The organism is Pseudooceanicola sp. HF7, assembly GCF_011806405.1.
Classification (GTDB): domain Bacteria; phylum Pseudomonadota; class Alphaproteobacteria; order Rhodobacterales; family Rhodobacteraceae; genus Pseudooceanicola.
In genome coordinates this window covers 38,123-61,609 of the sequence record NZ_JAATOW010000002.1, presented here as the reverse complement: position 1 = coordinate 61,609, position 23,487 = coordinate 38,123, and the positions used below count along the sequence as shown (strand labels likewise).

21 protein-coding genes are annotated in these 23,487 nt (G+C 63.5%); 8 read left to right on the top strand and 13 right to left on the bottom strand.

The genetic code is table 11. From position 1 onward, the window contains the following. Window positions 1-23: 23 nt before the first annotated feature. Entirely contained in the window at window positions 24-1,262 is a 1,239-nt protein-coding gene (locus tag HCZ97_RS01065; protein WP_167686807.1) for a saccharopine dehydrogenase family protein, read from the top strand. 108 nt (window positions 1,263-1,370) lie between these two features. On the opposite strand, the gene modC is transcribed toward HCZ97_RS01065, so the two are convergent. The 4 genes from modC to HCZ97_RS01045 all read right to left on the bottom strand — a co-directional run bounded on the left by modC (window position 1,371) and on the right by HCZ97_RS01045 (window position 4,336). Next, a complete protein-coding gene (modC, locus tag HCZ97_RS01060; RefSeq protein WP_167686806.1) occupies window positions 1,371-2,453 on the bottom strand; it encodes a molybdenum ABC transporter ATP-binding protein in 1,083 nt (360 codons plus the stop codon). Continuing rightward, window positions 2,450-3,136, bottom strand: coding sequence for a molybdate ABC transporter permease subunit (modB, locus tag HCZ97_RS01055; RefSeq protein ID WP_167686805.1), 687 nt, complete (start codon window positions 3,134-3,136; stop codon window positions 2,450-2,452). Before modB ends, modC begins: the two co-directional genes overlap by 4 nt. 1 nt (window position 3,137) lies before the next feature. Continuing rightward, entirely contained in the window at window positions 3,138-3,899 is a 762-nt protein-coding gene (modA, locus tag HCZ97_RS01050; RefSeq protein WP_167686804.1) for a molybdate ABC transporter substrate-binding protein, read from the bottom strand. Between the two features lie 62 nt (window positions 3,900-3,961). Then, on the bottom strand, window positions 3,962-4,336 hold the full coding sequence (locus HCZ97_RS01045; protein ID WP_167686803.1) for a winged helix-turn-helix domain-containing protein: 375 nt from the start codon (window positions 4,334-4,336) through the stop codon (window positions 3,962-3,964). Window positions 4,337-4,560: 224 nt separating this feature from the next. On the opposite strand from HCZ97_RS01045, the gene HCZ97_RS01040 reads away from it, so the two are divergent. Then, entirely contained in the window at window positions 4,561-4,938 is a 378-nt protein-coding gene (locus HCZ97_RS01040; RefSeq protein WP_167686802.1) for an AtzH-like domain-containing protein, read from the top strand. A gap of 98 nt (window positions 4,939-5,036) precedes the next feature. Here the strand turns inward: HCZ97_RS01040 and HCZ97_RS01035 are convergent, their stop codons facing one another. Both HCZ97_RS01035 and HCZ97_RS01030 read right to left on the bottom strand, forming a co-directional pair. Beyond that, complete coding sequence (locus tag HCZ97_RS01035; protein ID WP_167686801.1) at window positions 5,037-7,823, bottom strand: calcium-binding protein; 2,787 nt, start codon at window positions 7,821-7,823, stop codon at window positions 5,037-5,039. Between the two features lie 244 nt (window positions 7,824-8,067). Further along, entirely contained in the window at window positions 8,068-8,943 is an 876-nt protein-coding gene (locus HCZ97_RS01030; protein ID WP_167686800.1) for an aldose 1-epimerase family protein, read from the bottom strand. A gap of 254 nt (window positions 8,944-9,197) precedes the next feature. On the opposite strand from HCZ97_RS01030, the gene HCZ97_RS01025 reads away from it, so the two are divergent. The 6 genes from HCZ97_RS01025 to HCZ97_RS01000 all read left to right on the top strand — a co-directional run bounded on the left by HCZ97_RS01025 (window position 9,198) and on the right by HCZ97_RS01000 (window position 15,752). After that, on the top strand, window positions 9,198-10,289 hold the full coding sequence (locus HCZ97_RS01025) for a DUF475 domain-containing protein (RefSeq protein ID WP_167686799.1): 1,092 nt from the start codon (window positions 9,198-9,200) through the stop codon (window positions 10,287-10,289). Between the two features lie 586 nt (window positions 10,290-10,875). Beyond that, window positions 10,876-11,928 (top strand): ubiquinol oxidase subunit II, encoded by a 1,053-nt coding sequence (gene cyoA, locus HCZ97_RS01020; RefSeq protein ID WP_254871283.1) that lies wholly within the window; start codon window positions 10,876-10,878, stop codon window positions 11,926-11,928. Between the two features lies 1 nt (window position 11,929). Further along, on the top strand, window positions 11,930-13,924 hold the full coding sequence (gene cyoB / locus HCZ97_RS01015; RefSeq protein ID WP_167686798.1) for a cytochrome o ubiquinol oxidase subunit I: 1,995 nt from the start codon (window positions 11,930-11,932) through the stop codon (window positions 13,922-13,924). Further along, complete coding sequence (gene cyoC / locus HCZ97_RS01010) at window positions 13,921-14,544, top strand: cytochrome o ubiquinol oxidase subunit III (protein WP_167686797.1); 624 nt, start codon at window positions 13,921-13,923, stop codon at window positions 14,542-14,544. The genes cyoB and cyoC overlap by 4 nt, the downstream gene beginning before the upstream one ends. Then, a complete protein-coding gene (gene cyoD, locus HCZ97_RS01005) occupies window positions 14,544-14,933 on the top strand; it encodes a cytochrome o ubiquinol oxidase subunit IV (protein WP_167686796.1) in 390 nt (129 codons plus the stop codon). Before cyoC ends, cyoD begins: the two co-directional genes overlap by 1 nt. A gap of 90 nt (window positions 14,934-15,023) precedes the next feature. Next, window positions 15,024-15,752 (top strand): SURF1 family protein, encoded by a 729-nt coding sequence (locus HCZ97_RS01000; protein ID WP_167686795.1) that lies wholly within the window; start codon window positions 15,024-15,026, stop codon window positions 15,750-15,752. Window positions 15,753-15,764: 12 nt separating this feature from the next. Here the strand turns inward: HCZ97_RS01000 and HCZ97_RS00995 are convergent, their stop codons facing one another. From HCZ97_RS00995 to HCZ97_RS00965, 7 genes are all read right to left on the bottom strand, one after another. Next, window positions 15,765-16,202 carry a hypothetical protein gene (locus HCZ97_RS00995; RefSeq protein ID WP_167686794.1) on the bottom strand — a complete coding sequence of 146 codons (438 nt, stop codon included), beginning with the start codon at window positions 16,200-16,202 and terminating at the stop codon, window positions 15,765-15,767. Window positions 16,203-16,294: 92 nt separating this feature from the next. After that, window positions 16,295-16,456: a hypothetical protein gene (locus tag HCZ97_RS00990; protein WP_167686793.1), complete on the bottom strand. Its 162-nt coding sequence runs from the start codon at window positions 16,454-16,456 to the stop codon at window positions 16,295-16,297. 170 nt (window positions 16,457-16,626) lie between these two features. Next, entirely contained in the window at window positions 16,627-18,387 is a 1,761-nt protein-coding gene (locus tag HCZ97_RS00985; RefSeq protein WP_167686792.1) for a PP2C family protein-serine/threonine phosphatase, read from the bottom strand. Then, window positions 18,381-19,067: a hypothetical protein gene (locus HCZ97_RS00980; RefSeq protein ID WP_167686791.1), complete on the bottom strand. Its 687-nt coding sequence runs from the start codon at window positions 19,065-19,067 to the stop codon at window positions 18,381-18,383. Before HCZ97_RS00980 ends, HCZ97_RS00985 begins: the two co-directional genes overlap by 7 nt. After that, window positions 19,068-20,111, bottom strand: a complete 1,044-nt coding sequence (locus HCZ97_RS00975) for an ABC transporter substrate-binding protein (protein WP_167686790.1) — start codon at window positions 20,109-20,111, stop codon at window positions 19,068-19,070. It abuts the gene before it with no gap. Beyond that, window positions 20,089-22,182, bottom strand: coding sequence for an MFS transporter (locus HCZ97_RS00970; RefSeq protein ID WP_167686789.1), 2,094 nt, complete (start codon window positions 22,180-22,182; stop codon window positions 20,089-20,091). Before HCZ97_RS00970 ends, HCZ97_RS00975 begins: the two co-directional genes overlap by 23 nt. Continuing rightward, window positions 22,179-23,450, bottom strand: coding sequence for an ATP-binding protein (locus tag HCZ97_RS00965; RefSeq protein ID WP_167686788.1), 1,272 nt, complete (start codon window positions 23,448-23,450; stop codon window positions 22,179-22,181). The genes HCZ97_RS00970 and HCZ97_RS00965 overlap by 4 nt, the downstream gene beginning before the upstream one ends. Window positions 23,451-23,487: the final 37 nt, after the last annotated feature.

Here is a 23,487-nt window from a genome sequence, read left to right as displayed (position 1 = left end):
CAATAAGGGGGAAACCCGAGAAGATGAAACGTACCGTCCTCATCATCGGCGCCGGTGGCGTCGCCCAGGTCGTGGCGCATAAATGCGCGCAGAACAACGATATTCTTGGCGATCTTCATATCGCGAGCCGCACCAAGTCCAAGTGTGACGCGATCATCGAGAGCGTCCATGCAAAGGGCGCGATGAAGGTCGACGGCACGTTCCTGGCCCATGAACTGGATGCCAAGGATACCGCCGCGACCGTCGCGCTGATCCGCGAGACCGGCGCAGAGATCGTCATCAACGTCGGTTCAGCATTCATCAACATGTATGTGCTAGATGCCTGTATCGAGACGGGCGCGGCCTATATCGACACGGCGATCCACGAAGAGCCGGACAAGATCTGCGAAACCCCGCCCTGGTACGCCAACTACGAGTGGAAGAAACGCGATCTCTGTGCCGAAAAGGGTGTCACGGCCATCCTGGGCGCCGGCTTCGATCCGGGCGTCGTCAATGCCTTCGCGCGGTTCGCCATCGACGAATACATGGACGAGGTCAAATCGATCGACATCGTCGACATCAACGCCGGCAGCCACGGCAAGTACTTCGCCACCAACTTCGATCCGGAGATCAACTTCCGCGAATTCACCGGCGTGGTCTACTACTGGGAAGACCAGCAGTGGAAGGAAACCACGATGTTCGCCTCTGGCAAGGACTGGGAGCTTCCCGTCGTTGGCACGCAGCGCGCCTATCAATCCGGTCACGACGAAGTACATAGCCTGGCGGCTAACTATCCCAAGGCCGACGTGCGCTTCTGGATGGGCTTTGGTGAACACTACATCAACGTCTTTACCGTCTTGAAATCACTGGGACTTCTCTCTGAACAGCCGGTGAAGACCGCCGAAGGGCTGGAAGTGGTGCCGCTGAAGGTCGTCAAGGCCGTGCTGCCCGATCCCGCCTCGCTTGCGCCCGGCTACACCGGCAAGACCTGCATCGGGGACCTGGTGAAAGGCGTGAAGGACGGCGAAGAGGTCGAGGTCTTCGTCTACAACGTCGCCGATCACAAGGAAGCCTATGAAGAGGTCGGATCCCAAGGCATTTCCTACACCGCAGGCGTCCCGCCCGTGGCCGCGGCCCTGCTCGTTGCCTCCGGCGAATGGGATGCGCAGACCATGAAGAACGTGGAAGAGCTTGATCCCAAGCCCTTCTTCACGATCCTCGACCGGATCGGCCTGCCCACGCGGGTGGAATTCAACGGCACCGACAAGGCCTGGAACGAATGATCCCAAGGGCCTCCGGCACAGCGCCGGGGGCCCTTTCCACCATGCCGGCGTGAGGCCCGACACCGGCATGACATCGCAGAAACCCCACCCATTCCGGGGGCTTGCAGATCAACGCCCCGCGTCCTGCGGCGCGAAGGCCACGCTTTTCACCACCAGGTGACAGCTCGCCCCCTCCCGCAGATCCATCGCCTTGAGAGAACGCCGGGTGATCCGCGCCAGCATCGCTCCGGCGGGGGTCTCAAGCGACACCAGCACCCCCGGCCCGGTCCCGAGGTGGATGGAAGTGATCCTGCCCGGCAGGATGTTCAGCGCCGACAGCCCACGCGGAGCCTCCGTGGCCAGCATCACGTCCTGCGCGGCGATCCGCAGCCGCACTGCCTGCCCCGGCGCGCCAGAGGTGCGGGGCAGATGGAAACGGGCACTTCCGGCCGCGATCTCTGTCAGGCCGTCCTCGTGATGGGCAAGGATGCGCCCCTCGATCAGCGCGCCCGCGTCGCGCACGCCGGTGGGGGTGAAGGCCGGATCGGCAAAGACCTCGGCCGCGGGCCCGGCGCGGGTGACGCGCCCGTCCTCCATGGCGATCACCGTGGTGGCCAGGCGCGCGACCTCCTGCACGGAATGGCTGACGTAAAGGATGGGCACCTGCGCTTCGTCCCGCAACCTCTCGAAACACGGCAGGATTTCGGCTTTGCGCGCCTCGTCCAAGGCGGCAAGCGGCTCATCCGCCAGGATCAGCTCAGGCGCGGACAGAAGCGCCCGGCCGATGGCGACACGCTGCTTTTCCCCGCCCGAAAGCGCGGCCGGGCGGCGTTCCAGCAGCGGGCCGATACCCAGCATCTCGATCACCCGCGCCACTTCGACCGCGCCGCCACGCCGGCGGGCAAACCAGCGGCCATAGTCCAGGTTCTGGCGGACGGAGAGATGCGGAAACAGCCGCCCCTCCTGGAAGATATAGCCCAGCCTGCGCCGATGCCCCGGCAGCGCGACGCCCGCCGCGCTGTCCATCAGCACCCGCTCCCCAAGCGCCACGCGCCCCCGGTCCACGGGCAACAGCCCGGCCACCGCATTGATCACGCTGGTCTTGCCGGAGCCGGAGCGGCCAAACAGCACCGTGACGCCGGGCGGGGCTTCAAAGGCCGCCTCAAGGCGGAAGGCCCCGAAATCGTGGCTGATATCGACCGAAAGGCTCATGCGCCCGCCACCCTCCTAGCGATGCGCCGGCCCAGGACCTCAGACAGCAGCAAGGCCCCCATGGCGATGACGATGGAGATCGCGACAAGCCGCGCCGCCGCGCTTTCGCCCCCCGGCACCTGCAGGAAGGCATAGATGGCCGAAGGCAGCGTCTGCGTGCGCCCGGGGATGTTGGAGACGAAGGTGATCGTGGCGCCGAACTCTCCCATCGCCTTGGCAAAGGCCAGGATGGCGCCAGCGACGATGCCGGGCAGCGCCAGCGGCAGCGTCACGGTCAGCAGCACCCAAAGACGCCCCGCCCCCAGGGTCGCGCCGGCCTGTTCCAGGCGGGGGTCGACGGCCTCGATCGACAGGCGTATCGCCCTGACCATCAAGGGGAATCCCATGATCCCCGCCGCCAGCGCCGCGCCGGTCCAGCGAAAGGCGAAGACCACGCCGATCTGTCTCAGCGGCCCGCCGATCGGCCCCTCGGGTCCCATGGTCAGCAACAGCAGGTAGCCGGTCACCACCGGCGGCAGCACAAGGGGCAGATGCACCAGCCCGTTCAACAGCTGGCGCCCCGGAAAACTCCAGCGGGCCAGCGCATAGGCGGTCAGCACCCCGAAGGGCAGGCTGACCAGCGTCGCCCAGACCGCCACCTTGAGAGACAGCGCAACGGCCTGCCATTCCTCCGGCCCCAGCATCCTACTGCTCTGCCAGCACGGTAAAGCCCTGGTCGCGGAAGGCGGCAGAGGCCGCCGGCCCCTTCAGGTAAGCCAGGAAGCCGTCCTTCAGCGCGCTGTCACTGCCGGTCAGGCTGGCGGCGGGATAGATGATCGGCGGATGGCTGTCTTCGGGGAAGGTGCCCAGCACCTCCACCCGCTCGGCCGCCACGGCATCGGTGGCATAGACCACCCCCATCGGCGCCGCCCCGGCAGTGACCAGCGCCAGCGCCGCGCGCACATTATCGGCCTGCGCCACCTGGCCTGCGACCTGGTCCCACAGCCCAAGGCTTTCCAGCGCGGCCTTGCCGTAGATCCCCGCCGGCACGGCCTTGACCAGCGCCATGGCAAGATGCCCATCCGGACCAAGCCGGCCGGCAAGGTCAAGCGCCGGCGTGATGTCCACCGGCGCACCCTGCCCAACAAGGACCAGCGCATTGCCCAGAAGGTCAATACGGCTGCCCCGATCCAGCAGCCCCTTGTCCTCAAGCACGTCCATCCAGCCCGGGTTGGCAGAGATATAGATATCCGCCGGCGCGCCCTGTTCGATCTGGCGCGCAAGGGCGGAGCTTCCGGCATAGGAAACGGTCAGGCTGTTGCCCGTCTCTGCCTCGTAGCGCTCTGCCACCTCTGCCATCGCGTTTTTCAGGCTGGCCGCTGCGTAAACCAAAAGTTCATCCGCCTGGGCAATCCTTGGTCCCAGCGTCAGACCAAGCAGAAGGACAAGACGGGTCGCGGTTTTCATGGCATCTCCGGGCGATATGGTTGATGGGAAATATCGGCGCCGCGCCCACAGAAAGGCAAGCGCTATTTTCCTTCGGGAATATCGCCAGCCTCTGCCAGCAGGTCCTGCAGCGCTGCGACATGCGCCTCTCCGGCGTGCCGGGCGGCCTCTTCCAAGCCGCGATAGGCGCTCAGCACCTTCTGTCCGGTCTCTGTCACCTGGGCGCCGCCGCCCTTCGCGCCACCCCGTGAACTCAGAACTAGGGGGGCGGCGAACATGGCGTTCATGACCTCGACAAGCTGCCAGGCGCGTTTGTAGCTCATGCCCATCTCTCGCCCGGCCCCAGCGATGGAGCCCGTGCGGGCGATCCGCTCCAGCAGCTCCGCCTTGCCCGGCCCCATCATGCGCTCCGGGCCGAACAGGATCCGGATGCGCACCCTAGGGTCATCTTCGCTCATGTCACTCCCCCGCGCTTGTCCTGCGAAGCTGGACGGAGCCGCGCCTAGGTTCAAGGTGAAATCACTTGGGGCCCCAGGGCTTACTTGAAGCCCCCGCCCAGACCGCCCCGCGCGGCGTATCGATTTTCACGTTACCCCGCCCTGCTTTGAGTTGAACTTCCCCCATGAATGGCGTTCCTATCCGGATCAGCCCGGCCAGAACACGCCCGGCAAGGAGGGATGAGATGAGTGATTTCGACAGCGCCAGCGTAGAGGCAGAGATCCGCGCCGAGTTCGCCGCCTATGAAGAGGCGCTTTCGGAAAACGACGTCTCCGCCCTATCCGCCTTTTTCTGGGAAGATCAGCGTGCGGTCCGCCTTGGCCCCGACGGCGGGCTGTACGGGCACGACCGGATCCGGGCCTTTCGCCGGGGCCGGGACGTGACGGATATCGCGCGGACGCTGTTTGAAGTGCGCGTCACGGCCCTTGGTCCAGACACCGGCGTTGCCACCTGCGAATACCGGCGGGGCGGGGCGGGCAAGCGCGGAGCGCAAACTCAGGTCTGGAAGAAGTTTCCCGAAGGCTGGCGCATCGTCTCTGCCCACGTCAGCCTGCAAAGCTGACGCCCGAACCACGACGTGGCCCGGGCTACCCGCCGCCCTGGTTAGACCTGCTGTGCCGGGCTCTCTGGGTTTCGCCTTTAGCGACACCCAGAGCGCGCTCACAGAATGAAATCAATGCTGTCCAGGTCCTTGATGTCGACGTTCAACAGGTTGATCTCATTGCCGTTTCCATCCCAGATCAGGACATCGTTGCCGACCTGCGCCATGTGGTTCTTCTGAAGATCCGCAAAGCTGGTGATCGAGCTGACACCGGACAGGTCGATCCGCTCAAAGTCATTGGTGGCTTCGAAATCGGTAATCTCATCCTTTCCGAAACCATCGGTGAAGATGAAGGTATCGGCGTTGAAATCCCCGGTCATTGAATCGTTGCCGGCGCCACCGTTGATCACATCAAAGCCTGAGTGACCTTTGATTGTATCATCACCCGCGTCACCATTGATTGTGTCGTGGCCTTCATTTCCGATCAGCCAGTCATTGTCGTCGCCGCCATAGATCAGGTCATTGTCCGCACCGCCAAAGATCCGATCGCGATGGGCATCACCATGGATGGTGTCGTTGCCTTCATCTCCGAGCAGGCGGTCATCGTCATCGCCGCCATAGATCAGGTCATTGCCTGCACCGCCAGAGATCCCGTCGCGATGCTCATCGCCATAGGCGACGTCATCCCCTTCGCCGCCAAAGATGCGGTCCAGCCCCCGGCCGCCATAGAGTTCGTCATTGCCCGCCCCCCCATAGAGGTTGTCGGCTTTCTCCATCCCGTAAATCAGGTCGTTGCCGGCTTCCCCATAGAGCGAGTCAAACCCGTTGCCGCCAATGATCGTGTCCTTCAGGTCATGGCCCGTGATCGTGTCATCATCGTTGCCGCCATCCAGGTAGTTTTCCCCCCGGCCGCCATAGATCTCGTCGTTTCCGGCATCGCCGTAGATGGAATCATTGCCCAGGCCCCCGTACAGGGTGTCATGGCCATCGTCGCCGTGGATCGTGTCGGAGTCATCCCCGCCGAAGATCACGTCATCATCCGCACCGCCGGCCAGGTAATCCTGCCCCACGCCGCCAGAGATGCTGTCACGACCGGCACCGCCAAAGATCGCGTCATTGCCCACCTCACCGTAGATCAGGTCATCGCCACTGGCGAGCGTCATGTTATCAGAGCCGCCGCCGCCCAGCACGGTGTCGTTTCCGGCCGTTCCATAGACCTTGTCGTTCCCGCCGCCTGCATCGAAGGCGAAGGTGGGATAGATCTGGAACTCGGTCCCGATGTTCTCTCCGACCATGATGTTGGCGTGATCGGCCACATAGCTGTTGAACACCGCGTTCAGCCGGTCGGAATAGCTGTCCCCTGTCGCGAAGGTGAAGGTCGATCCGCCCGTGCCGGAAGGGGTCACGGCATTCATGTCCTCGGTCACGGAGATGACCGTCATCTCCCAGGCGACCATGTCCAGTGTCACGGAGGTATTGGAGCCGTAGAGGATCTGCGTCTTCTCGACCTGGAAGATCGGCGTTTCGCCATCCTTTTCAAAGGCACGGAAGGTGCCGATATGGGCCTCTGTCGGATCCGCGTCCAGGCCGAAGGCCTTGTAGTCCAGCGTGACGGTCACATCATAAGCGGAAGAGGCAAAGGTCACCACGTTGCCGTCGCCCATGACGAAATTGTAGATGAAGACATCATCGGTGCCGTCGCCGTCGACATCGAAAGCGGTCTGGTCCTCGTTCACCTCGTAGCCTTCGACCAGCTCCCGCAGAAGCACGTAGGATGCGCCGCCGAAGCTCACCGCCTGGCTGCCGTCCTCCTCCTGGTCGACCAGGGTGGAGTGCTTGTTCTGCAGGACGGGCCAGACCTGCATTTCATCCACGCCTTCGCGCACGAGCCTATGGAAGGCCGCCACAGTGCCGATACCGGCCTGCGATCCCGTGACGTCGCCTTCCTTGAAAGCGGCGCTCTTGATGTTCCACTCGGTCGCGTAGACCTCGAGATCCTTGCTTTCGGCGCCGTTCTCAGCGGCCCATTCGTCCATGAACATGACCCAGTCGTCGACCAGTCCGATATCATCCAGGATATCGATCACCCCGTCAGAGGTTTCCTCTTCCCAGGGCGTATGCGGGTAAGCGTGGATCGAAACCCCATCGATGGCATTGTAAAAATCCTCGACGGATTCCAGGTGGCTGAACTGTTCATCGAGGGAGTCATCCAGCAGGTTCCTGACCAGCTGGTTGTTGCCCCGGTAGCCCTGCCGGAAAAAGGCCGTCTGCGCGATGATCTCGGGCTCATCCACCAGGTCCATCGTGTCCAGCTCTTCCTGCACCCAAACCGCCAGGTTCCGGGTGATGGCGGAAAAGTCGCTGGCGTGGCTCAGAAGATCACCGTTGTGACCTGCGATCCAGGAGGCGAACTCATTGCCCAGCTCAAAGCCGGAGATCACGCCCCCGTTGGGGTAGGTCATGGCGTTGTGGACAAAGTCCTTCACCATCTGCTCCACCTCGGCCATGGCCGTGGCCGTATTCTCCTGGAAGGCTTCGAAGAAGCGGATCGTGGGGATGACCACCGTCACCTCGGCGTCATTGGCCGCTGCGAAGTCCAGGAACGTGCCAAGGCGCGTGAAGGTCGTGGTTTCATTTGGATCTGCGAAATTGGCGACATCGATGGCATCGGTCGCGCCGACCTCGAAGTGGCGCTTGTCCGTGATATCGAAGTATTTCTCCGCCAGGGTGCCGCCCGGATAGCGGTAGTTCGTGATCCCAAGCCAATCGGCCGCGTCACCGAACCCGCCGTCGGTTTCGATCGTTTCGGCATGATCCTGACGGTTCGCAAGGTAGTTCGAACCAAAGTGACGCTCTGTGACGACTTCACCAGAAGCTACAGAATTGAAGGAAATCACGCTCGACATTTGACACTCTCCACAGCCCACTCAGGGAGAGTATAGGGCAAACCCTTACAACCGGGAGGGAGCGAAACCGACAAAAGCGTGTTTTCTATCTTGCATTTAGACGTAATTTTAAGGGCCAGCGAGGTCGCCAGAGGCAACGCGGGGCCAAGAAAACGCCCTTCATGCAAACCTAAAATATACGCACAGCGGCCATTGATGGGCGAAAACCGACCATTTAGTGAACTTACCGCTGGGTCAACATAACTTACTGAAGGCTAACCTTGTAGGCAAAGCGCTCGGAGGCTCTTGGAAGCAGGGTCACGCAATCCGGACGGTCATAAATTTCCGGTCCGCCTAAAAATCGTGCAGCCATGCCGTGCCAAGGCTCGATACACAGGAATGGAGCCCCCGGCTTCGTCCAGATCCCAAGGTTTGGCGTGTTCTCGAATCGGAAGTGCAAGGCCGGGGCATCCGTCCCAGGGGCGCTATACAGCAGCTCCGTCCCGGCCCCTTCCGGAAAGATCATCGCATCTTCGTCAAATAGAGCAGGCTCCACCGTCAGCTCCCCGCCCCTGAAGGGAGAGGGATAGCGATCTTCCGTCAGGTAGCCATCCCTAAGCCGTGCAAGCGCCGGTTCTGCCCCGTTCTGCAGGGTGACCAAATGCGGCGCGCCCTGGCCGCCCGGCAGCGGCCAGGCAAAGGCGGGATGGAAGCCAAGGCCAAAGGGCATCTCGCTATCATCCAGGTTCGTGACCTCGGCCGTCACGGAAAGAGAGGCGCCATCGACCTCGTAGGTCAGGGCCAGGCGGAAGCGAAAGGGGTAGACGGCGCGGGTGTCCTCACTGTCCTCAAGGACAAAGCGCGCGCGGCTGTCGGTGCTGTACTCCAGCGCGAAAAGGCTGCGCCGGGCGAACCCATGCTGCTTCATCTCTGCCTCGACGCCATTGACCGCTATCCGGTCCTGCGGAGCGCGCCCCACGATGGGGAAAAGCACCGGGGCCCGACCGGACCAGAAAGCGGCATCGCCATGCCAAAGAAGCTCCTGCCCGCCGGCGGTGGTGATGCTCTGCAGCTCTGCCCCGAGCGGGGAAATGGAGACGGAAAGCGCGTCGCTGGAAATGCGGGTCAAAGGCAGGGACATCTGAAATTCTCCTGAAAATGATCGGCCCGGAAAGCCTGTCGGACAATGTCCAACGGTTAGGCCCGCCGCCGCGGAACTGCAACAAGTGAGGGCCAGGGCCGCTCTCACACAGCTTTACCCGGCAGAGCTTCTCACATAGAGTGACGCTATCGGATGCAGAAATCCGTGCAGCGACCGGGCCCCTCTGGCGGAAGTGGCGGCGCTTCCGTGATGTCGGAGCTGCGACCTGATCCAGCCGCCTGGACCAATCCCGTATGGATACATCTTCGTCTCGCAAGGACGTCTCGCAGCCTGACTGCAAACACGGCCTCATGCGCTATTTCCGCTGGTCGTTCATCGTCACCTTCCTTGGCCTAGCCCTTGGCGCCTGGCTGGGCTGGGAATTCACCGGAACACTCTCCGGGATGCTCACCACATTGATGATCTGCTCAGTACTCGCCGTGCTTGAGATCAGCCTGTCCTTCGACAACGCCATCGTGAACGCCAACAAGCTGAAAACCATGTCCCCGGTCTGGCAGCGCCGGTTCCTGACCTGGGGGATCCTCATCGCCGTCTTCGGAATGCGGATCATCTTTCCGCTTCTGATCGTCGTCATCGCGGCCAAGATCGGCCCGGTGGAAGCGCTCTTCCTCGCGGCCTCCGACCCGGACGCCTATGCCCATATCATGCATGACGCCCACCTGCCGATTGCCGCCTTCGGTGCCACCTTCCTGATGATGGTCGGACTGAAGTTCTTCTTCGATCATGAGAAGGAAGTGCACTGGCTGCCTTGGCTGGAATGGCGCCTGGCGCGGGTGGCCTCGATCCGTTCCATCGAGGTGGCGGTCGTCCTGCTGATGATCCTCTGCTTTGCCCAGTTCCAGGACGGAGCCGCGCGCACGGTCTTCCTGGGGGCCGCGCTTTGGGGCCTTGCGACCTTCATCCTGGTGGAGGTCATCGGCCAGGCGCTGGACAGCACCGACCAGGCGCTGAGCACCGCGGCGAAGGGCGGGCTGGGCGCCTTCCTTTACCTTGAGGTCCTGGATGCCAGCTTTTCCTTCGATGGTGTCATCGGGGCCTTTGCCCTGTCCAAGAACCTCTTTGTCATCGCCATCGGGCTGGGCATCGGGGCGATGTACGTGCGGTCCCTGACCATCATGCTGGTCGAAAGGGGCACCCTGACCCAGTACCGTTTCCTGGAGCACGGCGCCTTCTACGCGATCATCGCGCTCTCGGTCATCATGTATGTCCAGACGCTGGTAGAGATCCCGGAGGTCATCACCGGATTGGGGGGCGCCACGCTGATCGGCGTTTCGCTCTGGTCCTCTCTGCGATGGAACCGGCTCTACGGGTCCAAGGCCACCTGAAGGAGATGCGGGAATCGGGTCCACCGGTTCCCGCACCGCCAACCGCGGCGCAACCATAGCGGATGCGCCCACCCCCGCCTTCTCCCCATAGCATTGCAGTGCTCATGAAAAGTCATGTATTCCGCGCATACCTCCTTTCGGGTCCCGGCATGGCTGCTGGAAAGCTGTGACGCCCTTTAGGAAGAAGCCAGAAAACCCGCTTCCCGCAAAGAGAGAAGCCGGCTTTCTGACGCGCCCCTGACGGTCCTTGATTCGTCTGAGAATTTCACTGTCTTTTCAAATACCTTGCGCTGCATCGCGGCATGGCGACCCGACTACGGACTTCCGATCCCCCGCCGCCTCTCAAGATCGTGAAGTCTAATCAGAGCCTTATCGGCACGTCGCCGCAAACTGCGCGATGGCGTGCCCCGCGTCGGATTGACGCCTCGCCTCTCTCGGAAGGCGCGCCTAGTCGCAGGGCGCCATTTCGAATTTCGGCCTTCGTGTCGCGCCCCTGGTCTGTTTCAGCCCTGGGCCGCCCCTGCTCCCCCAGGTCGGGCCGGATAAAAACAAGAGGCTCAAATTGCTCAAAATCCTCAAGCTCCCCTTGCTTACGGCCAGCCTTTTGGCGCTGGCCGGATGCAAGTACGACATACTCGCGCCACAGGGATGGGTCGCGGTGCAGGAACGCAACCTGCTGATCATATCCACCCTGCTGATGCTGATCGTCATCATCCCGGTGCTCTTCCTGGGCGTCTACTTCCCCTGGAAGTACCGCGCCGGGCGGGATGACACATCGGACTACGATCCCGAATTCAGCCATTCCACCAAGCTGGAACTGCTGGTCTGGGGCGTACCGATCGCGATCATCCTCGTGCTTGGCTCCGTCACCTGGGTCTATACCCACCGGCTGGACCCCTATCGCCCCCTGGACCACGTGGAGGGCGAACCGCTGCGCGTTCAGGCCGTTTCGCTCGATTGGAAGTGGCTGTTCATCTACCCCGATGAAGGTGTCGCAGCCGTGAACGAACTGGCCATTCCCGCCGGTCGCCCGATCGAGATCAGCCTGACCTCTTCCACCGTGATGAACACGCTGTCGATCCCTGCCCTCAGCGGCATGGTCTATTCCATGGCCGGAATGGAGACCAAGCTGCATCTCATCGCCGACAACCAGGGGACCTTCGCGGGCCGCTCCGCCCATTACTCGGGCCCCGGGTTCAGCCAGATGACCTTTGACACCAACGCGCTGGATGAAGACGGCTTTGAAGCCTGGGTCGCAAATGCGCGCAAGGCCGGCAAGGCGCTGAGCCGCCAAGCCTACCTTGAGCTTGAGAAACCCACCATCGACGCGCCGGTCGAGCTTTTCGGCAACGTGAGCGACGGATTGTTCGACCGCATCGTCGGCCTCTGTGTCGAGGACGGCAAGGTCTGCATGCATCACATGATGATGCAGGACGAACAGGGGGGCGGCGGGATTGCCGGCCTGCCCAATGCGCCGGCCTACGAATACGACAACCTGCGCCGGATCGATGGTTTCGGGAACCTGCTGCCGCCCAAGCGCGGCGCGGAATACGCCCCCCACCACGATCAGCTGTCGCAATACCCCTGGAACGATCCCGATCAGCTTTGCGGCACCAACGTGAAGCAGGAGAACGCATAACATGGCGACTGAACACCTGCAGCCAGCCGACACATTCTCGCCCCTCTTCGGGCGTCTGAACCTTGGCTGGATCCCCTATCACGAACCGATCCTTGTCGGCACCTTCGCCGGCGTCGCCCTTGGCGGCCTTCTGCTGATCGCACTGATGACCTACTTCAGGCTCTGGGTGCCCTTCTGGAAGAACTGGGTCACCACCGTCGATCACAAGAAAATCGGCGTCATGTACATGGTGCTGGGCTTCATCATGCTGGTGCGCGGCTTCACTGACGCGCTGATGATGCGCGCCCAGCAGGCCCTGGCCGCCGGCGGGGCCGAGGGCTACCTGCCGCCGCACCACTTCGATCAGGTCTTCACCGCCCATGGCGTGATCATGATCTTCTTCGTCGGCATGGCCTTCATCACCGGCTTCATGAACTTCGTGATGCCACTACAGATCGGCGCGCGCGACGTGGCCTTCCCCTTCCTGAACAACTTCTCGTTCTGGATGACGGTCTCTGGCGCGCTGCTGATGAACGTCTCGCTTTTCATCGGGGAATTCGCACGCACCGGCTGGCTGGCCTTCCCGCCGCTGTCCGGGTCTGCCTATTCAACCGGGCCGGGGATGGATTACTACCTGTGGTCACTGCAGATCGCGGGGGTCGGGACCACCCTTTCGGGGATCAACATGCTGGCCACCATCTTCAAGATGCGCGCACCGGGCATGACGCTGATGAAAATGCCGATCTTCACCTGGACCACGCTCTGCACCAACGTGCTGATCGTCGCCGCTTTCCCGGTGCTGACCGCCACGCTGACCCTGCTGACGCTCGATCGCTACCTGGGCATGCACTTCTTCACCAACGACTTCGGCGGCAACGCCATGATGTACGTGAACCTGATCTGGATTTGGGGCCACCCGGAGGTCTACATCCTGATCCTGCCCTGCTTCGGCATCTTCTCAGAGATCGTCGCGACCTTCTCTGGCAAGCCGCTCTTCGGCTACAAGACGATGGTCTGGGCCACCGCCTGCATCATGGTCCTGTCCTTCGTGGTCTGGCTACACCACTTCTTCACCATGGGCTCTGGCGCAGACGTGAACGCCTTCTTCGGCATCACCACGATGATCATCGCCGTGCCGACGGGGGTGAAGGTCTTCAACTGGCTCTTCACCTTCTACAAGGGCCGCGTCCGTATGGAGACGCCGATGCTCTGGACCCTCGGGTTCATCACCGTCTTCACCATCGGGGGCATGACGGGCGTCCTGCTGGCCGTGCCGCCGGTCGACTTCCAGCTGCACAACACGCTGTTCCTTGTCGCGCACTTCCACAACGTGATCATCGGCGGGGTGCTCTTCGGGATCATGGCGGGCGTGAGCTACTGGTTCCCGAAAGCCTTCGGGTTCCGGCTGAACGACACCTGGGGGCGGCGCAGCTTCTGGTTCTGGTTCGTGGGCTTCTTCCTGGCCTTCATGCCGCTCTACGCGCTTGGTCTGATGGGGGTCACCCGTCGCCTGAACAGCTACATGGACCTGGGCTGGCAGATCTACTTCATCGTCGCGGCCTTCGGCGCCGTGCTGATCCTGCTGGGCATCATCTGCACCTTCGTGATGTTCGCCGTCTCCATCCGCGACCGCAAGAAACTGGCCGTGGACGGCGATCCCTGGCATGGGCGCACCCTTGAATGGTCCACCCAATCGCCCGTCGCCCCGTATAACTTCCCGGAGGAGCTGAACGTGGTGGGCCGTGACGAATGGTGGCGCATGAAAGAGGCCGGCTTCCGCTGGTCGGGCAAATACGCCCCGATCCACATGCCAAGAAGCACCGCCATGGGCGTGGTTCTTTCCGGCGCGGCCCTGGTCTTTGGCTTCGCCATGGTCTGGTACATCTGGTGGCTGGCCATCGTCAGCTTCCTGGGGATCATCGCCACCGCCATCGCCCATACCTTCAACTACGACCGCGATTACTACATCCCTGAATCGGAAGTCGCGATCACCGAAAACAAGGGAGCCATGGCATGAGTTCCGTAGATGTGAACCACCCGGCCGCCCATGCGGCCACCGGCGGGCACGACCATGCCCACCACCACGAAAGCCCGACGCCGATCGGCTTCTGGATCTACCTGATGAGCGACTGCATCATCTTCGGCTGCCTCTTCGCAACCTTCGCCGTTCTCGGCGGAGGCTACGCGGGGGGGCCGGGGCCGCTCGACCTTTATGATCCGGCCTTCATCGCGGTCGAGACGGCGCTGCTGCTGATCTCTTCCGTGACTTTCGGACTGGCCATGCTGCAGGCAGAGAAAGGCAAGCTGGACGCCACGACGGCCTGGCTGGTCATCACCGGGCTCTTCGGGGTCGCCTTCATCTGCATGGAGGTCTACGAGTTCCGCCACCTGATCCACCTTGGCGCGGGTCCGGACCGCTCTGCCTTCCTGTCGGCCTTCTTTACGCTGGTGGGCACGCACGGGCTGCACGTCACGGCGGGCATCATCTGGCTGGTCACGCTGACAGTCCAACTGCGCCAGCGCGGACTGAGCACGGAAAACATGCGCCGTCTGTCGACGCTCAGCATGTTCTGGCACTTCCTCGACCTGATCTGGATCGGGGTCTTTTCCTTCGTATATCTCGTGGAGCTGGTCTGATGAGCGACGCAACACATTCCCACGGCACCATGGGCCGGCTGATGATCGGTTTCGCCCTGGCGGCCCTTCTGACCATCATTCCCTTCTACCTGGTCATGGCCGATGTCGACCTGCCCAGGAACACGCTGATCGGGATCATCATGGGCCTGGCAGCGGTTCAGATCATCGTGCACCTGGTCTTCTTCCTGCATGTCAACGGCACAGCGGAAGGCGGCTGGACCCTGGCGGCGACCGGGCTTTCGGTGGTGATCCTCGTGATCGTCCTGGCCGGTTCTCTCTGGGTCATGCACAACATGAACGAGAACATGATGCCGATGCCCCACGACGGCGAGATGATGCAGATGCCAGATGCGCCGCAGCTCTCGGTGGAGCCTGGCAGCCACAGCTGATCCTTTACACAGTTGAAGGGGGCCGGTCCTGCCGGCCCCTTTTCCTTTTTCAGGCTGCGGTTCACGCAGCCGTCCTACCAGGAGGCAGACATGAATGCTTCGCTCCGCTGGCCCCGCCTGATCATCGTCACTATCCTTGGCATCGCCTTGCTTGCCGGGTTTCTCAGCCTGGGCACCTGGCAGGTCCACAGGCTGCAATGGAAGACCGACCTGATCGAAAGGGTCGATGCACGGGTCGGGGCCCCCGCCGTCCCTGCCCCCGGCCCCGCAGCCTGGCCTGGGATCACGCGCGAAGGTGACGAGTACCGCCACGTGACCCTGTCGGGCCGTTTCCTGAACGCGCAAGAGGTGCAGATCTACACGCCCTCCGACCTTGGCCCCTCTTACTGGGTGCTGACGCCGCTGCTGCGGGACGATGGCACGATCGTCATGGTGAACCGGGGCCTGGTGCCCGAAGCACTGAAAGATCCCACGAGCCGTCCAGCGCTGGAAGGTCCCCAGCAGATCACCGGCCTGCTTCGCATTTCAGAAGACGAAGGCTGGCTCTTTTCCCGCGACAACAGCCCGGAAACCCGGACCTGGTACCGCCGCGACATCGGCTCGATCACGAAGACGCTGGGACTCTCGCCAGCGGCCCCCTACTTCGTCGATGAAGAGCTGACCGATCCGCAAGCCTGGCCCCTGGGCGGCCAGACCGTCATCACCTTCAGGAACGCCCACCTCAGCTATGCGCTGACCTGGTATGGCCTCGCTCTGCTGACCCTTGCGGGCTATGGGCTTTTCCTGTGGACGGAGCTCAAGGGGCGGCGCGAAGATTGATCCGCCCCCCGCTCAATGCAGCTTGTGTTGATCGGGAACCGTCGCGCGCAGTTGGAACCGGCCACGTTTCCGGCGCAGCTCCATCTTCAGATCCTCAGCGGGGAGACCAAGCGCCACGGACAGGATGTCACGCGCATCGGCCAGGCGCCGCTCCAGCTCCATCAGCGAAGCGGGGCTGCCCGCGATCCAAGCAGGATGCACGTCCGTCACAAGGATAGTGGCCGGGCGTTCGGCTTTTTCCATCAGCTTGCGCAGCGCAAGCCCGGTTTCAAGCAAGGACATCTGCCCCGTCACTAGGTCCGTCACGCGCAACTCAGGCCCGCAGGGCTTGTCCAGGCGGATCCAGAACCAGGGATCCGCAGGCAGGCAGGCCTGCAAGGAATAATCCTCGTCGACGATCATGACATCATCCGGGAATGACTGGGTCTCGCGTGACGCTCTCTCTGCCAAGGCCCCCTCCGGTCAGGCAAGACGTGTATGGAAACGGCAAGGCCGCAGGCTGCCGGAACGTCATTCGAGTATGCACGCATGGAAAGAGCCACTCAATCCCCCGGGGTCAGTTTCAGCCGCAGGGCACGGCGGACAGGGCCACCGCCCCTTTCCCAGGGCCGCGCACGATTGAAGGGATCGAGGCTGCGGTCATCGCCCGTCTCACGCAGGCAGCGGACCATCTGCTGCACCATCTCCAGATCCACGTGGGCCATCGCGATGACCTGCCCCTGCCCGGCAGACCGCCTTGCCGTGTCCCGTTGTGGGCGGCGACCGGGCGATGGAAATTCTATGACACTTTGCATGGTCCGATCCTGTCGAGGTCTGCCAACACTCTCAGGACAATCTGGTTAAGATTGGATTTATGGCGTGGGATTTCGGCCCCTCACCCGATCCGCCGGCGCACGGCCAGCAGGGTAATGTCATCCGCCTGCGGCGCGCCATCAGAGAAGGCCGCGATATCCCGTTGCAGCCCCTCGACCAGTTCCTGCGGTGCGGTCTGCCCGTAAGCCGCCGACATCTGGCGTGCACGCTCGTCCCCCAGCAGTTCGCCGCTGTCCGTCTGGGCCTCGTCGAAACCGTCGCTGTAGACCAGCAGGGTATCCTCGGGCGCGATGGCGATCTTCGCGGGCTCAAACGGGAAGCCCTCAAAGGCGCCCAGCACGATGTTGTTGGGGGGCGTGAAATGCTCTGCCGTTTTGTCCGGGCGGATCAGGAAGGGCTGGCAGTGGCCGCAGTTCACGCATTCGCCCTGCCCCGTTTCCGGGTCGATCACGGCGAAGAACATCGTGATGAACAGGTCTTCGGTATTGTGCTCGCACAGTTGATCGTTGGTTTCGGAAACAATGCGGGACAGGTCATCGAACTTGCTGGCATTGGCCCTGAGCACCATGGAGGCGCGCGCCGCGAAGAGCGCAGGCCCGATCCCCTTGCCGGAGACATCCGCGATCAGCAGCGCGATACGGCCATCCTGCATTTCGAAAAGGTCGAAGAAATCGCCGCCAACCTCTTCCGCCGGCTGCATCGCTCCGAAAAGCGACAGTTTCGGGGTCAGGTCGAACTCCGACGGGACAAGCGACTGCTGCACGTTGCGCGCGGCGGCCAGCTGGCTGTCCAGCTTTACCAGCCGGTCCCGTGCCTCTTGCCCGGCCCGCACGCGCTCCACCGTGTCGATCAGCGCCTGGATCTCTTCCGAGGTCTGCATGGGCTTCATCGTCAGCGTGGTGGAGCCGCTTTCCATCTGCTGGAGCAGCTTTACCACGGCGCCCAGAGGGCGGAAGGAGACCCGCAACACCCGCATCAGCGTTCCCAGCGTCAGCAGGATGGCCAGCAGCAGCATGACAGCCGCGACGGTCCCGTAGGTGAAGTGGCGCTGGCTTGAGGCGGTCACGTCCCGCAGGCTGACGAAATCGGCCAGCAAGGCCCCGCTGTTGTCGCGCAGGGGAATGAAGGCGGCCACGTAGCGCGCGCCATCGTCCCGGAAGGACAGGCTGGTGGCGGTTCCGGTACAGCAGTTCTCCGAAAGCACGCGCAGTCGGTCCGGGGCGGCGCGGTTCATGCTAAGCACCCCGCCGGGAGAGCTGATGCCGATCGCCTCTGCCCCGCTCAGGAAGCGCCCGGTCCGATCTAGCAGATCGAGCGAGGCGATGATCCGTCCAGTCACCCGCGTCCCCTGCCGGACAGGTTCCACCGCGACAAGGCGCACGTCGCCCTCCAGGGTCATGTTCAGCCCGTTCGCGGCGCGGTCACTCTCCATCTCTTCCCCGATCAGGGCCGTGCCAAGACGCGCGACAACCGTGCCACGCTGATCCAGCACCGTCACGGCAAGCTGGGCCCCGGTGGCATCCACGGCCACGGCCACCAGGTCACGGATCTCCGCAATCGCGGCCTCTTCGCTGGTGGCCAGCAAGGCATCGACAGAGGGCTGACGCGCAAGGTCCGACGCGATCCGCTGCAGAAGCGCCGCGTCCAGGTCGATCACGGTGGTCAGAAGCTCTGCGTTGCTGGCCAGCTGGTCGGCAGCGAAGCGTTCGCGCAGAAGCTTCGCCCGGCCTTCCGCGTAAAGCAGCATGATCGCCGTCACGATCAGCAAGGCAATGGCGGTGATCAGGGCGATACGACCGCGAAGAGACGCCGTTTTCAGCATGTGGCGGACCTGCAGTAGCTCAGGGTGGCAGAGATGCGATCCACCTGCCGTCCCGACCACCCCTGCGACAGCAGCGCGCAATGCGCATCGATCGCACCCTGGGGCGGCAAGGTCAGGCTCTGGCCCCCAGGCGCGCTATCTGGCCAGCCGTTGACGGGCATTTCCACAATGAAGCGGTGCTGCCCGTAGTAACTGAAATCGTGGCTGACCACGGCCATGCCTTCCTCAAGCAGGTTGCCAAGAGAGACATGGTTCCAGGGAGAGACAAAGGCCTTCGCCGCCTTGAAGCCCGCATCAAAAAGCGCCGCACTGCGCAGGCGGATCAGGCACCTCTGCCAGCCCCTTCCCCGCGCCTGAGCGCGCATAGCCGTGCCGAAAAGCAGGCCCTTGTCGGTCTCCGCGGCGAACAGCCCGGTCATCCGGGCCGCAGGCCCGACGACGGAATAGCCCACCGCCTGCCCCTTTTCATGGATCAACAGGATCGCGGCGCCGTCGTCATGGATCCTGGCGAAGAAGCTCTCATCCTGCCGGCCGTAGATGTCCTCGCCAGTGTAGGCGACCGCTTCGGCGTTGATGTTAGCCAGCGTGGTGAACTCCGCCGGACCGGCCAGGGTCACCTGGCCGCCTTCGGGAAGGGAAGTCGCGCTAAGACGCTGACGCAGGGCGTCTTCAAGTGACATCTACTGCGTTCCCTCAACGATTTCCGCGTAATCCATCAGCGAAAGCGCGGGCAGGATGCCCAGCCGCTGCGCCACGTCCAGCCTGACGCGATAGGAAAAGCTGGGCAGCGTTTCCGCCGGGATCGTGCCGGGATCAGCCCCCTCGAACAGGATGGCTTCGGCCTTTTGCGCGGCGAAGCGGCCCACGTCGTAATAGGGCGCGACCAGACCATAGAGCGCATCCGAAGAGGCAAGCGACCGTTCGGTAGAGGCAAAGGTTGCAAGGCCAAGCTCATTGGCAGCATCCGCAATCTCGCTGGCGTATTCCCCAAGGAAGGAATCCGGGCCCAGGTACAGGAACTGGGGGCCGGCCGCCGCGGCCTCTGCCACCAGGTCGGGGATGGAGGACGGATCGGGCTGGCCCTGCGCATCCAGAGGCACGGTATAGGCATCCACTCGCAGCCCGTAAGCCTCGCCCACGGATTTCAGCGCCTGCACCGCCTGGATCGAGTTCGGCTCTGTATCCGTGTAGATAGTCGCAATCCGGTCGACGGGCATATAGGCCTGCATCGCCTGAACCTGCGTTTCCATGGGAACGACATGGCTGACGCCGGTCACGTTGCGGGCGCTCAGCTGGGTGTCGTCCACGATGCCGGAGTCGACGGGCTGGGACACCATGGCAAAGACGATGGGCCGGTCGGTGATCTGCGCGGGATACTCCACGCCGCCTGCCCGGTTTGGATCCTGCCCGGCGATGGCCAGCGTGACAGGCGTGCCCCAGGTATAGACCAGGTCTGGATCTGCGGCCTCGATCTGCTCCAAGATCTCGGGGATGTTCGACACGTCCCTCTCGACAGAGACGGTCTGGTAGGTCACCGGCAGGCCCTGCTCTTCGAAGTAGCCGCGAAAGCCCTGCTCCACCTCCGTTTCCCCACGCCAGAGAACCATGAAGATGGATTTCGCCTCCTGTGCCTGAGCCGGCGCCTGCACCACCAGGGACGCGGCCCCCAGCAGCAGGGCAGTGCAGGAACGCAGAAAGGTCTTACGGGCGGACAAGCAATTCATCTATGGCCTCTTCTTCGTCGCGTTCGCCGACGATCAGGAAATAGGTGCTCGCCACCCCGGCCAGCATCATGGCCGCAAGGCCGAGGATGAGCAGGGCCTGGGTAGGCGACACGATGACAAGGAGCGCGGCACCGATCAGCGGCCCGGCGAGGGAGCCGAGCCGCTCCATGAAACGATACTGCCCGATGACGGTGGCGGCGCCGAAGCGCTCTTGTTCACGGGGCGTGAGATGCAGCAGGAAGGACATCTGCGAGGGCACCGACATGGCCTGCCCGGCGGCAAAGAGCGCCACGCAGAGGATGAGTGCCCAGCTGGCATCCAGCAGCTCCGGCAAGGCAAGCGATAGCGCCGACAGGATCGTACCGATGCAGACCACGGGGGCCACCAGCTGCCACTTGTCGATCGCCCGCGCGATCCAGGAGGCGCTGAGCAGCACCACCAGCCCGTAGATCATGAACAGCTGGCCCGCGGCGGCGGCGCCACCACCGGCAGAGGCCACGGCCAGCGGCAGGCAGAGGAAAAGCCCGCCATTCAGCAGCAGCTTCGCCGGTACCGCCATGCCGAAGATCAGCGCCATGTAGCGACGGTTGCGCAGCACCGCCATCGTGGGCACGAAACGCTCCCTGAAGGCCGGGCGCGGCGGCTTGGGCAGCGGTTTCTCGGACGGCAGAATGCCGAAGGTGGTCAGGAAGGACAGCGCCAGTGCTGTCGTCGCCATCAGGAAGGCCGCGTCCATGCCCAGCCGGTCGGCCAGGATACCGCCGATGGCCGGCCCCACGATATCCGCCCCCACCACCGCGATGAAGAAAAGCGAGAAGCCGGTCGTGCGGCGGGTCTTGTCCGAATGCTCCACGATATAGACCTGGGCGGCCGCGTAGACGATGCCGTACCCCAGGCCCGCGATTCCACGGAACAGCACGGCCTCCCAGACATTGGCAACCAGCACATGGCCCAGGGTGCCCAGGGCGCTGATGATGATCCCCATAAGGATGACGCTCTTGACCCGGCTGCGGTTGCAGAACCGCGCGCCCAGCACGATCCCGAACAGCGAGGCCAGCAGGAAGGCCGCCATGGCAAGACCGACCTGGAAATCCTGAGGACCGCCACGCAGCGGCACGATGCCCTGCAGGAACAGCGGCAGGGAGGGCCGCAGGATCGCCTCTGCTAGGAAGAACAGGATCAGCGGCAGACGGATCAGGTGGGCAACCGGCGCACGCCATAGTGTCGGATGACCGCTTTCGGGCATGTCCAGTCCCTCGGGCGCGCGGGTGCCCCCTGCCCGGGTGATGGCACTGCGGATGAAGCGGTTGGTCTGGCGGATCAGCTCTGCCGTACCGAAGGGGCCCGATGCGCGGGCGGTATGGCGCAGATCGCCGGCGCTCAGTTGCTCCGTCAGGTAGCGCAGGGCCGTCAGGGGCCGCAACAGGCTGACCCCCGCGATCAGCAGCAGGCATTCAAAGCCAAGCAGCATGGCAGCCGCGAAGACGATCAGCATGTTTACCGTCAGGTCGCGCCGCAGCGCGGTCAGCTGGTCCGTGTCCGTGCCCAGGAAGACGTAGCCCGCCGGATCCTCCATTTCCCCGATGGGAAGGCGGGTGATCAGGTAGTTCTCAGCGATATAGCTGCGAGAGGCCCGGGCGATCTTGTCCGAAGAGATGAAGGAATTGAAGAAGGCATCCACCTTGTCTTCGAGGTAGGCGCGCAGCCCGGGCAGGTCCTCTTCCTGCTCGCCCGCCATGACCTCTTCCAGGTCGGGAATGACGCGTGGGTCCTGCGCGATCACCTGCCCGGCGGCATCCGTCACGACGATAAAGGCCGTCTCCGGAGAGTTTCGGGAGGCATTGACCAGCACGTCGTCGACGTCTCTCAGCGCGGCGAGGTCCCCGAACAGCCGCAGGCCCAGGGACAGGCGGCGCTCGATCCCGCTGGCGACGACCTCGGCGCGTTCCTCGTATTGCGGCAAGAGGGCCTGTTCGTAGATGCCGAAGGTATAGACCCCGAAGAGCATGAAGGGCGCCAGGATCGCAGAGGCCAGGGCAGAGGCGGCCAGCCAGGCCAGAAGCCGGGTCATGATTTCTGCTCCGTTCCGCGCAAACGGGCCGAGATCGAGGCAGCAGCACGCAGTAGCGGGCCTTCGCTTTGCGGCACGGGCCGGTCGATCCCGTCGGCAAGGTCATGCATCACGTCGGCCATGTGCTGGAAACGGCGGTCGAAGGGGATCATCACCAGCAGGGCGATCAGGGCGATGATCGGAAGAGAGATCAGCGCCACCAGCGGCGCGGCAGAGGCGATGTCGCGGCGCAACTGGGCCGTCACTTCGAAAAGGCGCTGCGAGGGGAAGACCAGAACCAGCGTGCCGATCCTCCTGCCCTGCACTATCAGCGGCTGTCCGGTCATGACGTCATCCGGCGCCAAGGCATGCCACAGCCCGCTTCCGCCCTCCGGCGCGGTGAGGGCGGCGGGCGGATCCCCTGCCCCCTGGCTGGCGTGGATCACCGTGCCCTCTGGATCGGTGACGAAAAAGCGGATGGCCCCGTCGTAGAGCTGCGCGCTGCGGTCGATGGCCACCTGTACGGCCAGGTTGGATTCCAGCGACAGGCCGGCACCGAAGCTGCTTTCGATGGTGTCGCTCAGCTCTCGGGCCACGGAGTCATAGCGGATCTCTGCGGCGTCCTGGAAGGCGCGTTCAAGGCGAAGCACGTTCAGCCCGGCGGCCAGGATCAGGCTGGCCGTCATGATCAGCGCGACCGGAAGCAGGATCCGCAGGAAGAAGGAAAAGAAGACCCCCTTGCGTTCCCGCGCCGTCGGCGCATGCAGCCCACCGGAGGGCCGGCGCTTTGGCGTCGGAACGGGTTGTTGGGTGGCTTGGGGCGCGGCGTCTTCCGCGCCCTCGGGCTGTTCGACCGTGCGAAAGACCAGCGTCAGGCGGTTGGTGCCGCCGTCGCGTTCGTAGTCCTGCCGGTCCGACAGGCGCCGCACCATGTGCAGGCCCAGCCCCCCGATGGCACGGTCCTCCACCTCCATGTCCAGGTCCGGTTCCGGCCCGGCATCAAGCGGGTTGAAGGGGTCCCCGTCGTCTTCGATGATCAGGGTCAGGGCGTCCGGGCTTTCCAGAAGGGCCAGCCGCGCTTCGCCCTCTGCCCCAGCATAGGCGTGATGCGCCAGGTTGAGGAACAGTTCCTCAACAGCCAGTTCGATCCGGGTGACAATGGCTTGCGGGGCCTCTTCCGGCAGGCCCGTTTCCTCAAGCCACGCGTTGACGCGCGGTAGCAGATCCGCCTGCGCCGGCAGGGTCAGATCAAAGCGGCGCGGTGCGTCATGGTTCCGGTCTTGCGTCATAACAGAACTTTCCGGCAACCGCTTGGACGGCGCCTGG

Bases quoted from the DNA above. Each gene is read 5' to 3' on its own strand.
- HCZ97_RS00990 (WP_167686793.1), bottom strand. From the start codon at position 16,456: ATGGCCCACGTGGATCTGGAGATGGTGCAGCAGATGGTCCGCTGCCTG.
- HCZ97_RS00970 (WP_167686789.1), bottom strand. From the start codon at position 22,182: ATGACCCGGCTTCTGGCCTGGCTGGCCGCCTCTGCCCTGGCCTCTGCG.
- cyoD (WP_167686796.1), top strand. From the start codon at position 14,544: ATGAGCGACGCAACACATTCCCACGGCACCATGGGCCGGCTGATGATC.
- cyoC (WP_167686797.1), top strand. From the start codon at position 13,921: ATGAGTTCCGTAGATGTGAACCACCCGGCCGCCCATGCGGCCACCGGC.
- HCZ97_RS01065 (WP_167686807.1), top strand. From the start codon at position 24: ATGAAACGTACCGTCCTCATCATCGGCGCCGGTGGCGTCGCCCAGGTC.
- HCZ97_RS01045 (WP_167686803.1), bottom strand. From the start codon at position 4,336: ATGAGCGAAGATGACCCTAGGGTGCGCATCCGGATCCTGTTCGGCCCG.
- HCZ97_RS01035 (WP_167686801.1), bottom strand. From the start codon at position 7,823: ATGTCGAGCGTGATTTCCTTCAATTCTGTAGCTTCTGGTGAAGTCGTC.
- HCZ97_RS01025 (WP_167686799.1), top strand. From the start codon at position 9,198: ATGGATACATCTTCGTCTCGCAAGGACGTCTCGCAGCCTGACTGCAAA.
- HCZ97_RS00980 (WP_167686791.1), bottom strand. From the start codon at position 19,067: ATGTCACTTGAAGACGCCCTGCGTCAGCGTCTTAGCGCGACTTCCCTT.
- HCZ97_RS01040 (WP_167686802.1), top strand. From the start codon at position 4,561: ATGAGTGATTTCGACAGCGCCAGCGTAGAGGCAGAGATCCGCGCCGAG.
- HCZ97_RS01030 (WP_167686800.1), bottom strand. From the start codon at position 8,943: ATGTCCCTGCCTTTGACCCGCATTTCCAGCGACGCGCTTTCCGTCTCC.
- HCZ97_RS00965 (WP_167686788.1), bottom strand. From the start codon at position 23,450: ATGACGCAAGACCGGAACCATGACGCACCGCGCCGCTTTGATCTGACC.
- HCZ97_RS00975 (WP_167686790.1), bottom strand. From the start codon at position 20,111: ATGAATTGCTTGTCCGCCCGTAAGACCTTTCTGCGTTCCTGCACTGCC.
- modB (WP_167686805.1), bottom strand. From the start codon at position 3,136: ATGCTGGGGCCGGAGGAATGGCAGGCCGTTGCGCTGTCTCTCAAGGTG.
- HCZ97_RS00985 (WP_167686792.1), bottom strand. From the start codon at position 18,387: ATGCTGAAAACGGCGTCTCTTCGCGGTCGTATCGCCCTGATCACCGCC.
- modC (WP_167686806.1), bottom strand. From the start codon at position 2,453: ATGAGCCTTTCGGTCGATATCAGCCACGATTTCGGGGCCTTCCGCCTT.
- cyoB (WP_167686798.1), top strand. From the start codon at position 11,930: ATGGCGACTGAACACCTGCAGCCAGCCGACACATTCTCGCCCCTCTTC.
- modA (WP_167686804.1), bottom strand. From the start codon at position 3,899: ATGAAAACCGCGACCCGTCTTGTCCTTCTGCTTGGTCTGACGCTGGGA.
- HCZ97_RS01000 (WP_167686795.1), top strand. From the start codon at position 15,024: ATGAATGCTTCGCTCCGCTGGCCCCGCCTGATCATCGTCACTATCCTT.